Annotated in this window: 14 protein-coding genes; 10 read left to right on the top strand and 4 right to left on the bottom strand. The window is 26.3% G+C overall.

All coding sequences use genetic code 11. The annotated features are described in order from the left end of the window. Nucleotides 1–1845 carry an ABC transporter ATP-binding protein gene (locus NWE74_RS05495; RefSeq protein WP_258242229.1) on the top strand — a complete coding sequence of 615 codons (1845 nt, stop codon included), beginning with the start codon at nt 1–3 and terminating at the stop codon, nt 1843–1845. A 34-nt stretch (nt 1846–1879) separates the two neighbouring features. On the opposite strand, the gene NWE74_RS05490 is transcribed toward NWE74_RS05495, so the two are convergent. After that, nucleotides 1880–2497 carry a hypothetical protein gene (locus tag NWE74_RS05490; RefSeq protein ID WP_258242228.1) on the bottom strand — a complete coding sequence of 206 codons (618 nt, stop codon included), beginning with the start codon at nt 2495–2497 and terminating at the stop codon, nt 1880–1882. Nucleotides 2498–2564: 67 nt separating this feature from the next. Next, the gene (locus NWE74_RS05485; RefSeq protein WP_258242227.1) at nt 2565–3116 is read right to left on the bottom strand and encodes a hypothetical protein; all 552 of its coding nucleotides are present in this window, start codon (nt 3114–3116) and stop codon (nt 2565–2567) included. Between the two features lie 377 nt (nt 3117–3493). On the opposite strand from NWE74_RS05485, the gene NWE74_RS05480 reads away from it, so the two are divergent. Further along, complete coding sequence (locus tag NWE74_RS05480) at nt 3494–4003, top strand: type I restriction enzyme HsdR N-terminal domain-containing protein (protein ID WP_258242226.1); 510 nt, start codon at nt 3494–3496, stop codon at nt 4001–4003. Between the two features lie 558 nt (nt 4004–4561). After that, nucleotides 4562–5446, top strand: a complete 885-nt coding sequence (locus NWE74_RS05475) for a sigma-70 family RNA polymerase sigma factor (RefSeq protein WP_092723100.1) — start codon at nt 4562–4564, stop codon at nt 5444–5446. Between the two features lie 144 nt (nt 5447–5590). On the opposite strand, the gene NWE74_RS05470 is transcribed toward NWE74_RS05475, so the two are convergent. Together NWE74_RS05470 and NWE74_RS05465 are read right to left on the bottom strand one after the other, a co-directional pair. Next, nucleotides 5591–6007 carry a DUF3783 domain-containing protein gene (locus NWE74_RS05470; RefSeq protein ID WP_258242225.1) on the bottom strand — a complete coding sequence of 139 codons (417 nt, stop codon included), beginning with the start codon at nt 6005–6007 and terminating at the stop codon, nt 5591–5593. A 97-nt stretch (nt 6008–6104) separates the two neighbouring features. Next, a complete protein-coding gene (locus NWE74_RS05465; protein ID WP_258242224.1) occupies nt 6105–6449 on the bottom strand; it encodes a phage holin family protein in 345 nt (114 codons plus the stop codon). Nucleotides 6450–6633: 184 nt separating this feature from the next. Between NWE74_RS05465 and NWE74_RS05460 the strand changes: the two genes are divergently transcribed. From NWE74_RS05460 to NWE74_RS05430, 7 genes are all read left to right on the top strand, one after another. Further along, nucleotides 6634–8346, top strand: coding sequence for a dynamin family protein (locus NWE74_RS05460; protein WP_258242223.1), 1713 nt, complete (start codon nt 6634–6636; stop codon nt 8344–8346). Nucleotides 8347–8350: 4 nt separating this feature from the next. Continuing rightward, entirely contained in the window at nt 8351–10036 is a 1686-nt protein-coding gene (locus NWE74_RS05455) for a dynamin family protein (RefSeq protein WP_258242222.1), read from the top strand. A gap of 242 nt (nt 10037–10278) precedes the next feature. Next, nucleotides 10279–10947 (top strand): DUF969 domain-containing protein, encoded by a 669-nt coding sequence (locus NWE74_RS05450; RefSeq protein WP_258242221.1) that lies wholly within the window; start codon nt 10279–10281, stop codon nt 10945–10947. A gap of 21 nt (nt 10948–10968) precedes the next feature. Then, entirely contained in the window at nt 10969–11901 is a 933-nt protein-coding gene (locus NWE74_RS05445) for a DUF979 domain-containing protein (RefSeq protein ID WP_258242220.1), read from the top strand. 188 nt (nt 11902–12089) lie between these two features. Next, entirely contained in the window at nt 12090–12377 is a 288-nt protein-coding gene (locus tag NWE74_RS05440) for a hypothetical protein (RefSeq protein WP_420330181.1), read from the top strand. Nucleotides 12378–12600: 223 nt separating this feature from the next. After that, a complete protein-coding gene (locus NWE74_RS05435) occupies nt 12601–13674 on the top strand; it encodes a glycosyltransferase (RefSeq protein WP_258242219.1) in 1074 nt (357 codons plus the stop codon). A gap of 419 nt (nt 13675–14093) precedes the next feature. After that, nucleotides 14094–15575, top strand: coding sequence for a UDP-N-acetylmuramoyl-L-alanyl-D-glutamate--2,6-diaminopimelate ligase (locus tag NWE74_RS05430; RefSeq protein WP_258242218.1), 1482 nt, complete (start codon nt 14094–14096; stop codon nt 15573–15575). Nucleotides 15576–15646 lie beyond the last annotated feature (71 nt).

Raw genomic sequence — 15646 nt, 5'->3', positions numbered from 1 at the left:
ATGGCAAGTGAAAATAAGCAACTAAAGCCAGCTGGTATTGGTGGACCAATGAGAGGTGCAATTCCAACTAATAAAGCAAAAGATTTTAAAGGTACATTAAAAAGATTACTAGGGTATGTAAAACACTATAAAAAAAGTATTATGCTGGTTTTTATAGCTGCTATTTTAAGTACAATATTTTCTATAATAAGTCCTAAAATATTGGGTAAAGCTACCACTAAAATTTTTGAAGGAATAATGATGAAAGTTAAAGGTGTTCCTGGAGCTTTTATTGATTTTAATTATATAGGCAAAATATTAATATTATTAATAGTACTATATGTTATAAGTAGTGTGTTTAGCTATGTTCAACAATATATAATGGCAATCGTAGCGCAAAGAACCGTATATGATATGAGAAAAGATGTTTATGACAAGCTAAATAAGCTACCATTAAAGTTTTTTGATGCTCATACTCATGGTGAACTTTTAAGCAGAGTTAGTAACGATATAGACAATATAAGTTCTACACTACAACAAAGTATAACTCAGTTAATAACATCTATTGTTACTATAATTGGAGTAATAATTATGATGTTAACTATAAGCCCACTTATGACATTAGTAACAATTGTAACATTACCACTAGGTGTAATATTTGTAAGACCAATAATTAAAAGGTCTCAAGGGCAATTTATAAAACAACAAAGGGTTATAGGCGAGTTAAATGGACATGTAGAGGAAATGTATACAGGACATGACGTTATAAAAGCTTTTAACAGAGAAAACAACTCTATAAATACATTTAAAAATATAAATGAAGATTTGTATTCAGCTGCATGGAGAGCTCAATTTATGTCTGGCATAATGATGCCAGTTATGAACTTTACAAATAATTTAGGATATGTATTTGTATCTGTTATAGGAGGTATACTTGTAACACGTGGTAAAATACAAATTGGAGATATACAAGCATTTATACAATATTCAAAACAATTTGCTCAACCGATAAGCCAAACTGCAAATATTGCAAATATAATACAATCTACAGTTGCATCAGCCGAAAGAGTGTTTGAGCTTTTAGATGAGGAAGAAATGATCAAAGATCCAGTGCCTAGTAAAAAAATAGAAAATCCACAAGGAATGGTAGAATTTGAACATGTTAAATTTGGATACGAAGAAGATCATATATTAATAGATGATATGAATATAAATGTACTTCCTGGACAAACAGTAGCTATAGTTGGACCAACAGGAGCAGGAAAAACTACTTTAGTTAATTTACTACTTAGATTTTATGAATTAAATGGAGGTAGGATTTTAATTGACGGAGTAGATATAAAAGAAATGAAAAGAGAAGATCTAAGGAATATGTTTGGAATGGTTCTTCAAGACACGTGGTTATTTAAAGGAACTGTAAAGGAAAATATAGGATATGGTAATAAGGAGACTACTGATGAACATATCATAGCTGTAGCTAAAGCTGCAAATGCAGACCATTTTATTAGAACATTACCAAAAGGATATGATACTGAAATAAATGAAGAGGCATCTAATATTTCTCAAGGACAAAAGCAATTATTAACTATAGCTAGAGCTATGCTTAAAAATCCTAAAATATTAATACTAGATGAAGCTACAAGTAGTGTTGATACAAGAACAGAAATAAATATACAAAGGGCTATGAATAAAATGATGCAAGGTAGAACGAGCTTTGTTATTGCACATAGATTATCTACTATAAAAGATGCTAATATAATTTTAGTTATGAAAGATGGTAATGTTATAGAAAAAGGAAATCATGAGGAACTATTGGCTCAAGGTGGTGTATATGCTGACTTATATAATAGTCAATTTAGCAAATAAAGAAGCTGTCTAATTTAGACAGCTTTGTTGTAATTTAAGGGTTTACTTGTATCTCAACTAAAGGACAAACTCTAAATATATAATAACCAGAAACAGTAGCTGGTGGAGCAGTTTCATCATCTGCAACGAAGCTAATTGCATCGTATCCAGGTGCATTATCTAATACTATAAATGGATGAGGCTCAGGTCCCATTAATTCATAAACTATGAATTTATTAGGATCATTAGGATCAGATTCACTATATGGCTTAAAAACCAGAGAAAAATTAGTAGGAGTTATAGGCGCTGTACCCACAGGATAACATCCTAGATTTTGTTCTATACCTGTGAATTCGTAACTAGTTGCAAGTAAACCTTTATTTGAAGCATATAAAACTGGATTATAAGGAGAGGCACCTCCAACTAGAAGTTCATCTAATTTATAATAAACTTTTACTTTTTGTAATTTACAGTCTGGGTTATTATAATCATAGCTTTTAGTTGCTTCATTAACACAAACCTTAAAATACTGATCTTTTACAGTATTAATAAAACAAGTCACAAAGGGAACAACTTGTGTATAATCATATGGGTCTGTAATATTTATGCCTATATTTTGAAAAACAGATCTTCGAACTTGAAGATATATAGGAACTTCTTTTTGAAAAGCCATTTTAACATCTCCTTTTTATATTTTTATGACATATATTTATGTCAAATATATAGTAATTTTGATTAAATTATTTTTTTATAGCTTCAATAGATAAAGTTCCAGCTATAACAAATACGTAAAGATTTGAATCTCCCTCGTTTCTAGCAGAATCAAGCTGTAAATCAGTTAATGCAACACTTAAATTATATTGATCAGTTAAATTATCAGTGTAAGATAAAAGTGTTTTATCTATATAGATAGTACCTGAAGTTGCAGGCCATGCTAAATTTACACCTGTAGGTGTAGGAATTGTATTATCGTCAAATAAATCAGCATTAGCCACAAATTGTATAGCTCCATGAACACTCACTTGATTAACTGTAACATCACTAACTGATATAGATCCTTTAGGATTACAATTTACTGGTATGTCTATAGGTGGATCTAATTTTTCTATAACTTCTTCAACTTTAAGGACAAGGTCAGATGTATTTAAAGCTACTCCTAGTTTGTCTATAGGAAATCCTGTTTGAGTAACTAAAAAGTCTCGAGTATCTTGATTAAATTCCATAGGATAATTAATTGTTATACCACCTTTAAATTCAACAATAAGGGGTTGTTTTGCACAAGGTATACCCATTTATATTCCTCCAATACTTGGTTATATTAGAGAGAAAAACTCTCTAATATAATTTATTAATTAGAGTGGAAAAGTGTGATACTTAAATTACTTTAAAATAAAAAAAATATAAAATTAAGTCGAAAAGATATGTTGAAATCATATTTCTAAGTATTAAAAATTTAGTTAAAGCTTTTTGATAATTTTAACTTTATATAACCTATCAATAAAATAGGATTAAAGATAACATAAAGTGAGTATTAAAAAAAATAATGGGTAAAAATAATTTATATTTATGATTATTTTTACTTGAAAGATTGAAAAAATTGTAAATGTGGTATACTATAAAGAGGAAAAGTTTGGACAACAAATAGTTAGAAACTGAAAGGAGAATTACTATGTCAAAACAATTAGTAAAAGAAAGAGTTATAAAGTATTTAATGGAGGACTTATTAGTTCCACATGATATGATAGATACAGATGTAGCATTATCTGAATTTGAAGAAGGTGCAGAAGGTGTACTAGATGTAGTTGTTAACGTTAAAGATAAAGAAGACTATTATGCACCAGTTATGATAGTGCAATGTATGGATGAAGATATAAAATTAGAAGGCGAAGTTGTACAAAAACAAATAGATTTCCTAGAAGATGTAGACAATATGACTATGGCAGGAAGATTAGTATTAACTAATGGTGATGCTATGATGTATGCAGATTGGACAGGAGAAGAATATGATACTGAAGCAGCATTACCAACTTATGATACAATGGTAGAGGAATTCTTTAAAATGGAAGAATTAGCAGAAAAACATGAAAATCATCATCATGAAGAAGGACATGAATGTTGTGGTGGACATGAAGAAGGACATGACTGTGGATGTGGAGACGATTGTGGTTGTAAGCACTAGTAAAAATACAAAAATATACAAACTTGACTATATTTTTTAATGGTGGTATTATTAAATGGTTAAAGATTCTCTATAAAAAACCGTAAGTGTTGGGGCAAACGCTAAGGATTTGTTAATAGAGGGGTTTATAACGTCGTTCGAGGAAAAAAGACTGCATCTTGCAGTCTTTTTTTCTTTTTTATAAGAATATTCTAGTACTTTTAAAGTATGATATTGCTATATATGATATAAATAATTGGATAACAAAAAAATATTTTTAAATATTAGATAGATATATAAATAAAATTTTGAAAAATTAAAAAATATACTATATTTCAATAAAAAAACAGTTGAAAAATCAATCAAAATTTACTACAATAAATTACCAAAAAAAAAACTATAAAAAAAAGAAGGAAATTTGAAATGTAAAGTAGAATAATAGATAAATAAACTTATTGACATTTAAGTTAATTGAATGGTATTTTTCAGTAATTGAAATCATATTATAGAATTAGATGAAGCTAAAAAATACTTAAATATTTTGATTAACAAACTAATATGGATAGAAGGGGTTAGATTATGGGGGCTAAAAAAGAACATACTTATGAAAATTATATTTATGGGGACTCATCAAACACATCAAATGCAATGAAAATGTACTTAAAAGAAATTGAAGAGTACAAAATGCTATCAGCCGTTGAAGAAGTAGAACTAGCAAAGGCAATAATTAACTCTTCACCAGAAGCGAAAGAACAATTTATAAATGCCAATTATAGATTAGTTGTAAGCATTGCTAAAAAATACAGAAAAGAAAGTGTAGATATGCTAGATTTAATTCAAGCTGGAAATATTGGATTAATAAAAGCTGTAGAAAAGTACGATTATAAAAAGGGATATAAATTCAGCACTTATGCTACATGGTGGATAAAACAAAGTATAACAAGATACATAGATGACTGTGAAAATACTATTAGAATACCTGTACATTTACATCAAAGAATAAATTTTGTTAAAAGAAAAAAACAAGAGTTAGCTAATGTACTTCAAAGAGACCCTAGCTTAGATGAGCTAGCAGAAGTATGTGACCTTGAAGTAGAAAAAGTTATAGATATATTAAAGAGAGATAAAAATGTTGTATCTTTAGATACACCTATAAAAGAAGATGAAGATAGTAGTTTAGTTGAATTTATTCCATCAGACGCAGACTTTGGTGATGTAGTAATGCATGAAGTAGAACAAAATAACCTACGCGAAAAAATAGAAGAACTATTAACTGGCCTTAGTGAACAAGAACAAAGAGTTCTTAGAATGAGATTTGGTCTTGATGATGATACACCTAAAACATTAGAAGAAATAGGTAAAGTATTTGGTGTAACAAGAGAGAGAATTAGACAAATCGAAGCTAAGGCAATAAGAAAATTAAGACATCCAAGTCGATTAAAACAACTAAAACATTTTTATTAATTAAAACTTACTCTTCTTAAGATAAATGATAGCACAAAAAGTTCTAGAAAACATCTAATATATTTTAAATTTACAAAAACTATAAAAAATAAATTTTATTTAAATAAAAATAGTCTCAAACTTATGATAAGTTTGAGACTATTTTTAATGATTAACAGTTTTTCTAGTTTTTAAAGCATTTCTTTCCTCTAATAAATGAGAAACAAGAGTGTTTAAACTCCAATTTATATTGTCTTCAGTAACAAATGCTATAAGAGGTCTATTAATTCTAAATTTCTTTAAATTATCTATAAAAGCACTTACTTTAATTGATTCAATGTTATTGAAAATTAAAGATTTCTGATTTATACCTTCTTCTTCACCATTATCTAATTGTTTATTTATTATATCTTTAATTTTAGAATTTGAATTATGTTTAGTTAATATTTCTATATCTCTAATACCTAATAAATTACAAATCGTTTTAATTACAGAAAGTTCTTTAGCATTAAAATTATATGTAATTACGAAACTTCTACTATCTTTATTTATATCAAGATCACTTATCTTAGCAAAACTCATAAAATACCTCCAAAAACTATATTGTATTATAGTTATTATTACCCAATAATTATTAGTTTAAAAATTACATTAAAAAAAAGAGGTTATCCTCTTCTTTTTAGTCATCACCAAGTACACTGTATAAGATCATATTTGCAATAGACAATAATATTGATGCAATAATTGCACTTATAAACCCACTTAGATGAACTCCAGAAACAATTGAAAATGCAAGTTTTAAAACAGCTCCATTAATAACTAAAGAAAAAAGACCTAAAGTTAAAAATGTTATTGGTAAAGAAAAAAACTTTATAATAGGTTTTACTGTAAGATTTAAAATACCAAATATTAAAGTGAGAATAAGTAGTGATTTAAAAGATCCTATATACATATTATCCATTAACAATGAAACTAAATATATAGAAATTGCATTTATAACAATAAATGATGATGCTTTTTTCATATTAAACATCTCCTTTCAGTAACAGTATATGAATACTTAATATAATATTTATACATTGAATTTATAAATATTGCAAGGTGAATAGATTAACTAAAATAAGATACTTAGGTCTTGAAAAAATAAATTGTTCATATAATGTAAAATAAATAATTAAATATAGTAAAGCTAAAAAGGAATGGTAAGTATGTATGAAAGTAGGCAAATAGAGCTTTCACGTATGATAAGTATAATAAAGAATATAGAACAATCACTAGATATGCTTAAATTAGATATAGATTTATCAAGAGAAAGTAAAACATCAAATTTATTTAATCTATTAGAAGCAGAAGTAAAAAAAACATTAGAAAGTGTTTTGGAGTTGAAAAATCCATTTCTATTATTTGTTATAGGATCAGGAAATTATGGAAAATCAACATTGATAAATGCTTTATTAAATCAAAATATAGTTGAAACAAATGATATTCCAAATACATGGAAATTAGATGAATTTATAATGTCAGATGATGAAAATATAGAGATTTATTATACAGATAAGGAAAAAGAAATAATTAGTGTGGATAAAGGAAAATATATTTTGAAAAATGAAGAATATAAATTTAAGAAATCAAAAAAAAATATAGCTAATATGGTAAAAGAATATAAAAAAAACAAAGACATAAGTACTAAAGAACTTAAAGAATACAAGGTAAAGTTAGAACACAAATACTTATATAAGTCCAATATAGAGCAAGTTAAATATTACTTAAAAAAGGGAGATATATTAAATGATTTTATAATTGTAGATACACCTGGATTGAATCAAACTTTATTAAAGAATACATTAAATAGAATGAAAAGTTATTATGAAAGAGCAGATGGTGTTATATGGTTGATAGATGCTTCAAATATAGTATCAAATGAAACCAGTAAATTAATAAATGAAATAAATGATATTGATAGGTTATATAAAACAAAGAAAAATAAAATAGCAGTAGTAAATAAAATAGATATAATTGAAAAAGAAAATTTAGCCAATCTAGCTAAAGTTAGAAGACGAATAAGTGAGATATATAAAAATAAATTTGAAGATATAGTATATATTTCAGCAAAATATGCTTTAGATGGTTTTTTAACTAATAATTACGAATTAGTAAAAAAAAGCAATATAAATGAACTATACAATAGTATATATGATAACTTTACTAAGGTATGTGAGCATAATCAAATAGCTTCAAAATATAGAAATTTAGATACTATGAGAATAAATGTAATGAATTTAATCTATAGTTATAAACGAGAACTTTATAATGATATGTCTATATATAATCAAATTGATTTTGATATAAATAAAAAATTGAATAAATTATATATATCGACAAATGATTATCTTGATAGCATAAAAAATAACAATATATGTATAGATAAATTTAATTCTGTATTGAAAGATAATATAGAAAAATTGCAAAATCAATGTAATATAGAATTAAAAAAATTATATGAAGATACACAAATGAAAGCAAATCTAAGTAAAAAACACAAACAAAATAAAGTAGATACAGAGATATACTTTACCAAAAGTAAAAATATAATAATTAACTATCATACAAAAAGTAGTTCTATATATACAGATTATAAAACTGTGCATCAAAATAAAAATATTTTGGATAAATTCATTTCTAAAAAAACTTATGAAACTCAAACAAATGAGATACTATTCAAAGAGCAAATCTATAAAAACATCAATAGTTTAAAGAATGAGATAAATGAAGTACTAAACGACAAAATTGAAGCAATAAAGTTTGACATAAATCAAACCAAAAATAATGAATTTGAAAAAAAATATATTCATTATTCAAATATAAAAAAACATATAGAATACTTAAATGATATAGAAAACATATTAAATGATTTGAGGTGAAATCTTGGAAAAAAATAAAATTAATATTTATGATATAAAAGAACAGTTTTTAAATTCTCCTATTAGAAAAAAACTAATAGAAGAAAACTCCCTTCCATTTAAAAATTTAATTTATAAAAAATTAGATGAAACGTTAGAAAATATAAAAGCTATAGAAAATAATAAAGAAGACCCATTAAAAATAGTTATTGTAGGTGAAGTTAAATCAGGAAAATCTAGTTTAGTAAATGCACTTTTAGGCTGTGAAGTTAGTGAAGTTGATGTTTTAGAAACTACATCCAATATATTAGAAGTAATTTATGATTCAGAATCATATATAACAAAAGAAAAATATGTTACTAAAGTTAGATTAAATCTAGATTATTTAAAAAATATAAACATAGTAGACACTCCAGGTCTTAAGAGTATAACAAAACAAAATGAAGAAAAAACTATGTCATATATTAAAAATGCAGACCTGATTTTATTTGTAATAGATGCAACTCATCTAGGTCAGGAAGATATATCTGATGCACTGGATTTAATTTGCGAATATAAAAAGCCTATTGTAGGAGTTATAAATAAAAGTGATTTATTAGATAAAAATAAAAATGATACATTAGAATATATAAACGATGAGTATGGGATTTATATGGATAAATTTTTTATGGTATCTTCTTATTTAGAATATCAGGGGAAAATTAGTAAAAAGGCAATAGCTAAAGATAATGACTTAGTAATATCTAACTATACAGATTTGAAAAAAAATTTTAATGATTTAAATAAATATATACAAAATATATATGAAAATTGTGATGATATAAAAAAAGAAAGTAGAGAGCTATCAATTAAAGGTGTTATACAGAAAGAAATAATAAATCACCATGATTATATAAAATCAATATCTATTACTATTGATGAGCTTAATAAATATGAAAAGATACTTCAAAATAAGTTTGAATATATAAAGTCTAAAATGGATTTTGAGATTGATGATTGGTCAAATCGTGTATTTTTCAATGAAGAAATAGAAAAGATAAAGGAAAATATAACTGATGCAAATCTGTATATAAATGAAAACTATGTAGCTGAAATTATTAATAAAAAAAAGATAGAATTAGATGATTTATTTTTCTTAGAATGGAGTGAATGCATAAAAGAAGTAAGTCAGGAGCTTGATGAAAACATAAAAAAATACGTTGATGAAATAAATTATAAAAAAGAATTCTTAAGTAGCCCTAATTTTAATTTACAAGGTGAAAAAGCTAATATAAATGATATGCTCGCAGTAGTAGGAACAGGAGCAGTAATAGGTGCAACATCTGGAAGCATTGTATCATTATATAGTGCTTTGATAGGAGGATCTGCTGCGTCTGTTACTATAGGTAGTGCACTGATGATGTATTGCCCTCCATTATTAATTGCAGGGACCGTAAGCGGTGCAATAGCAAAAGCTATATATGATAAAGTTAAGTTAGAACAAAAAAGTAAAGATGTATTAAAGGATGTAGATGATTTTATAGAGGAAGTAAAGTATAAAACAGTAGAAGATTTGAAAAATGGATATGAAAGTGCAAGTAAAGAAATACTTTATACTACTTTAGATATTTTAAAAAATATAAAAGGCATATATAATAGCAAATATGACTTGGAAATTTTAGTAAAAGATAGTGAAGAATATATAAATAATTTCAAAAACATTTTAATGTAAAATTAATAAAAAAATAAAACTAAAAATGTGTAAATAACAAATAGTTAAGAGTGTTTTAATAATATTAAGGCACTCTTTTTATTATATAGAAAATTTAGAAAATAATTAATATACAAAAAACGGGACTTACGGCAAAAATCGACAGAGTGTATAATAGATACAAATGATTTCAGATTCAATTGAATCAAAGTTAAGCATCTTGGAAGAATAAAATTAAGTTAAAACGAAAGGAGCATTAAACTATGATAAAACTTATAGGAGTTTTAATTGTTGTGATAGGGTTTATTTTTAAAATTGAAACTCTTTTTACAGTACTAGTAGCAGATCTTGCTACAGGTTTAGTAGCAGGTTTAGACATAAACCAAATACTTACTATTTTAGGTGAATCATTTGTGGCTAATAGAGCTGTATCATTATTCATATTAACATTACCAGTAATAGGGATTTTAGAGAGATATGGTTTAAGACAAAGAGCAGTACATTTAATAGAGAGCTTAGGAAAGCTTACAGCAGGTGGAGTTTTTAGTATATATATGCTAATAAGACAAATTGCTGGAGTATTATCAATAAGAATGAGTGGGCATCCTCAGTTTGTTAGAACATTAGTAAATCCAATGGCTCAAGCTGCTGCAATAAGTAAACATAAAGAAATAGAAGAAGGAGATGAAGAAGCTATAAAAGCATTAGCTGCTGCATCAGAGAATTATGGTAACTTCTATGGACAAAATTTATTTGCTGGAAGTAGTGGAGTTTTACTTATAGCCTCAACTTTATCGGAGCAAGGATTTAAAGTTTCAGAATTAGAAATAGCTAAAGTAAGTATAATAATGGCTGTGGTATCGTTTTTAGTATCAGCAGTTCAAAATTACTTATTTGATAAAAAGTTAAAAAGAAAATATGGACAAAAATAATTAAATAAGGAGGGAAATGACGTGCAAAACTTTATAAATATATCGTTAGAAATTTTTTATGCTCTTATGGGCCTTTTAATGATAGTTATTGCAATAAAGTCATATAAGACAATAGATAGTAATAAAAAATACGGAACAGCATTATTTTGGATATTAATGTCTATACCATTTATATTTGGAACATTAATACCTGCTAATATAATAGGATTAATTTTAATATTATCAAGTTTACTAACGCTTACAAAGCAAGTTGTATTTGCAAAATACGATATGCTAAGTGAAGAATTTGGTCAAAAACAATCAGAAAAACTTGGAAATAAGATATTCTGGCCATCATTAGTATTGGCATTTGCAGCTGTTGCAGTTGCAATGGGTCTAAAGGCTTATAGAAGTTCTTCACAATTTGCAATAGGAGCAGGTGCGGTAATAGCGTTAATATCAGCATTTATGTTAACTAAAGCAAAAATTTCAACAACAGTAGATGATAGTGCAAGACTTTTACAACAAATGGGTCCTGCAAGTATGTTACCACAACTTTTAGTTGCTCTAGGAGCGCTATTTACTACAGCTGGAGTTGGAGAAGTAATATCAAATATAATTTCAGGAGTAGTACCTGCAGATAGTAGATTCTTTGGAGTAGTTGCGTATGTACTAGGCATGGCAATATTCACTATGATAATGGGAAATGCATTTGCTGCATTTGCTGTTATAACAGCTGGAATAGGTATACCGTTTGTTTTAGCTCAAGGAGCTAATCCTGCTATAGTTGGTGCTTTAGCATTAACAGCTGGATATTGTGGAACATTATTAACACCAATGGCTGCAAACTTTAATATAGTTCCAGCAGCACTTCTAGAAATGAGAAAGCAATATGACGTTATAAAATATCAAGCACCAGTTGCTATAGTTTTATTAGTACTTCATATATTTGCAATGTATTTCTTAGCATTTTAGTAAAATTATAAAATAAGATAAATAAGCATTACAGGAGGTAGCAAAATGAAAGTTTTATTAACTGGATTTGTGATCCATTTGGAGGAGAACCAGTAAACCCAGCAGAAGAAGCGATTGAAAAGCATAATCCAGACGTAGTTATATCTGTAGGACAAGCTGCATATTTTTCTAACTTATCGATAAAGGCAATGGTTAAACATATAAATGAAAATAAAATACCTGCGACTGTATATAACACAGCTGGTACTTTTATTTGTAACCATGTCATGTATGGAATATTATACATGGTAGACAAAAAGTATCCTAATATAAAAGGTGGTTTTATACACATACCATATATTACTTCTCAAGTTATGGATAAGAAAAATACTCCATATATGTCTTTAGATGAAATTGCAAAAGGACTAGAACTAGCAATAGAGGCCTGCACTTTATATAAAGAAGACATAAAAACTATAGGTGGAGAAATATGTTAATAGATAAAATATTTGTATATAGAAGTTTGAGAAGTGATATGTTCAACTATGATAAGCTTATGAATATAATCCAAAATCTAATACAAATGAATATGATAATTTAATACCAGTTTCTCATGGTGATTGGAAAGTCTATTTTATTTTTAATATAGATATGATTTAACAAAATATGTCGTCTTATCATACATTAAAGTATAATAAACAAAAGTAAGGAGTAATTAACATGACTACAATAAGCCTATGTATGATCGTTAAAGACGAAGAAAAAGTTATATCTAGATGTCTAGAAAGTGTATATAAGATAGTTGATGAAATAATAATCGTTGATACAGGATCAAAGGATAAAACTATAGACTTAGTAAGAAAATATACATCAGATATTTACAATTTTAAATGGATAGATGATTTTTCAAAAGCTAGAGAATTTTCATTTAGCAAAGCTACAAAGGACTATATATTATGGCTAGATGCAGATGAAACTATAGATAAATTAAATCAAAAAAAGTTATTAAATTTAAAAGACAATTTAAATGATAATGTTGATGCAATAACTATGGAAACTCATATGTGTATAGATGAAAATGGGAATCCTAAAATAATATCAAGACGAAATAGGATGGTAAAAAGAGATAGAAATTTTAAATGGATAGGCTTTATTCATGAATATATAGATATAGATGGAAATATATTAGATAGTGATATATCAATAATACATGACAAAATAAAGTGTGTAGATGATAGAAATTTAAGAATATATAAGAAAAACTTAGAATTAGGAAATATGTTTAGTGATAGAGACTTATACTACTATGGAAAAGAACTTTATTGCAATCTAATGTTTGATGAAGCTATAAATATATTGGAGGAGTTTGTTTCTAGAGAGACTTGGGAGGAAGAAATTGTAGATGCTCTTTGTAAAATAGGGGAATGTTATATGTATAAAAAAGAGATGAAAAAGGCTAGAGAATATTTCTATAGAACTTTTGAGTATGTGGAACCTCGAGGCGAGATAATTTATAATATAGCTAAATCTTTTGAGAAAGAAAAAAAATTTACTCAAGCAGTAGCATGGTATGAAGTTATATTAAATTTACCTATGCCAAAGGATTGTAGACAATGTATTAATTTAGGATGCTGGAGATTTAAGCCTCATTTAAATCTATGTGCATGCTATTTTGAATTAAATGATATATATAAATCATATTATCACCATAAAAAGTGTCAGGAAATAAACCCCCTAGATAAAATTGTAATTGAAAATGAAAAATATTTTAAAAGTATTATGAGAGAAAAATAATATAAAAAAGAAAAAGATGGGATTAACCCATCTTTAAAATATGTACAATTCTTACTTTTGGGGAAAGTAGAATATAGAATAAAAGTTAACATTATTTTCAGTTAAGATAGAAACAAAAAAGTCAGAAGACACAAGTCTTCTGACTATATTTAAGATATTTTCAAATATCTACATTTCTATTAAATATGCAACTCTTAATTTAAGTATAAAACGATTTTATATGAAATGTCAATCAATAAATTGACAAAATTTAATAAATATATAGAAGGAAATTGGTATTAAATTATCTAAATGTTATTTAGAAGAATTAAAGAATATTACACAAGATAAATACTTTAATTAATAAATTATACAAATAACTAGCATAAAACACAAGTTTTAAAAATATATTTTATTAACAGTAAGAAAGGAGTTATACAATGAAATTATACAAGCTTATAGAAAATTTGAATATAATGTCTATAGATGGAAATATGGATATAGATATAAGTGATATACATTACGACTCTAGGCTAGTGACACAAAATAGTTTGTTTATTTGTATAAAAGGATTTAATAGTGATGGTCATAAATACATAAATAGTGCTATTGAAAAAGGTGCAAAAGCATTTTTAATACAAGATGATATAGACATTAAAGATAAAGAAAATTATACTTTTATAAAAGTTAAAGATACTAGGGAAGGAATGTCGACAATAGCTTGTAATTTTTATAAAAATCCAGCTAATACATTAGAGGTTATAGGTGTTACAGGTACTAATGGTAAAACTAGCATAACAACATTTTTAAAACAAATTTTAAGTAAAAGAGCCCAAACAGGATTAATTGGAACTATAAATATAAATGATGGTAAAAATGAAATAATATCAAAAAATACTACACCAGAAAGTATAGATTTACAAAGCTATTTTAATGACATGATAAATAATAATTGCAAGTATTGTGCTATGGAAGTATCTTCTCATTCTCTGGCCTTAAATCGAGTGGGTAGTGTTAACTTTTCTATAGGTATATTTACAAATCTAACAGAGGATCATTTAGATTTTCATAAGAATTTAGAAGATTATAGAAATGCAAAAGAAAAATTATTTCACAAAACTAGTATTGCAAATATTATAAATATAGATGACGAAGGTGGAAAAGTAATTTTTAATAATATTAAAAAATTAAACACACCAATATATACATATGGTATAAATTCTGATGCGGATTTTACTGCAAGTGAGATAAAGCTGTACCCAAACGGAGTTTCTTATAAACTAAAGACACCAACATATACTGATTATATTTATGTAAATATACCAGGTAAATTTACAGTATATAATACATTAGGTGTAATAAGTGCATGCTATATTTTAAATATTGATATAGAAACTATTAAAGAGGTTTTAAAAAATACACCTGGAGTTAAAGGTAGATTTGAAAATATTAAAAATGATGAGGGGTTAACTGTTATTGTAGACTATGCCCATACTCCAGATGCATTAGAAAATGTATTAAAAACATCTAAAGAATTTGTAAAAGGAAAGATAATAACTGTTGTAGGGTGTGGAGGCGATAGAGATAAAATAAAAAGGCCTATAATGGGAAAAATAGCTCAAGAAAATTCTGATATAAGCATAATAACTTCAGATAATCCTAGAACAGAATGTCCAAGTATTATAATAAAAGATATATTAAAAGGTATAGATACGAATAATGATAATTTTATTGTGATAGAAGATAGAAAAAAAGCCATATACAAAGCAATAGAACTTGCAAACGTAGGGGATGTTGTTATGATATCAGGAAAAGGTCATGAAAATTATCAAATAGTAGGTACAACTAAACACCACTTTGATGATAAAGAAATAGCTTTAGAGGCAATTGATGTATTAAAATCATCAGCATACAACATATAATTTAGTGATCAAATAAACTCATATATAAAGCAGGTTTTTTAAGATTAAATTTCTTGAAATCCTGCTTTTTA

It is taken from the genome of Romboutsia lituseburensis (assembly GCF_024723825.1).
Taxonomy (GTDB): domain Bacteria; phylum Bacillota; class Clostridia; order Peptostreptococcales; family Peptostreptococcaceae; genus Romboutsia_F; species Romboutsia_F lituseburensis_A.
Note: the sequence above shows the minus strand (reverse complement) of the source record. Positions and strands in the feature narration are given on the sequence as shown.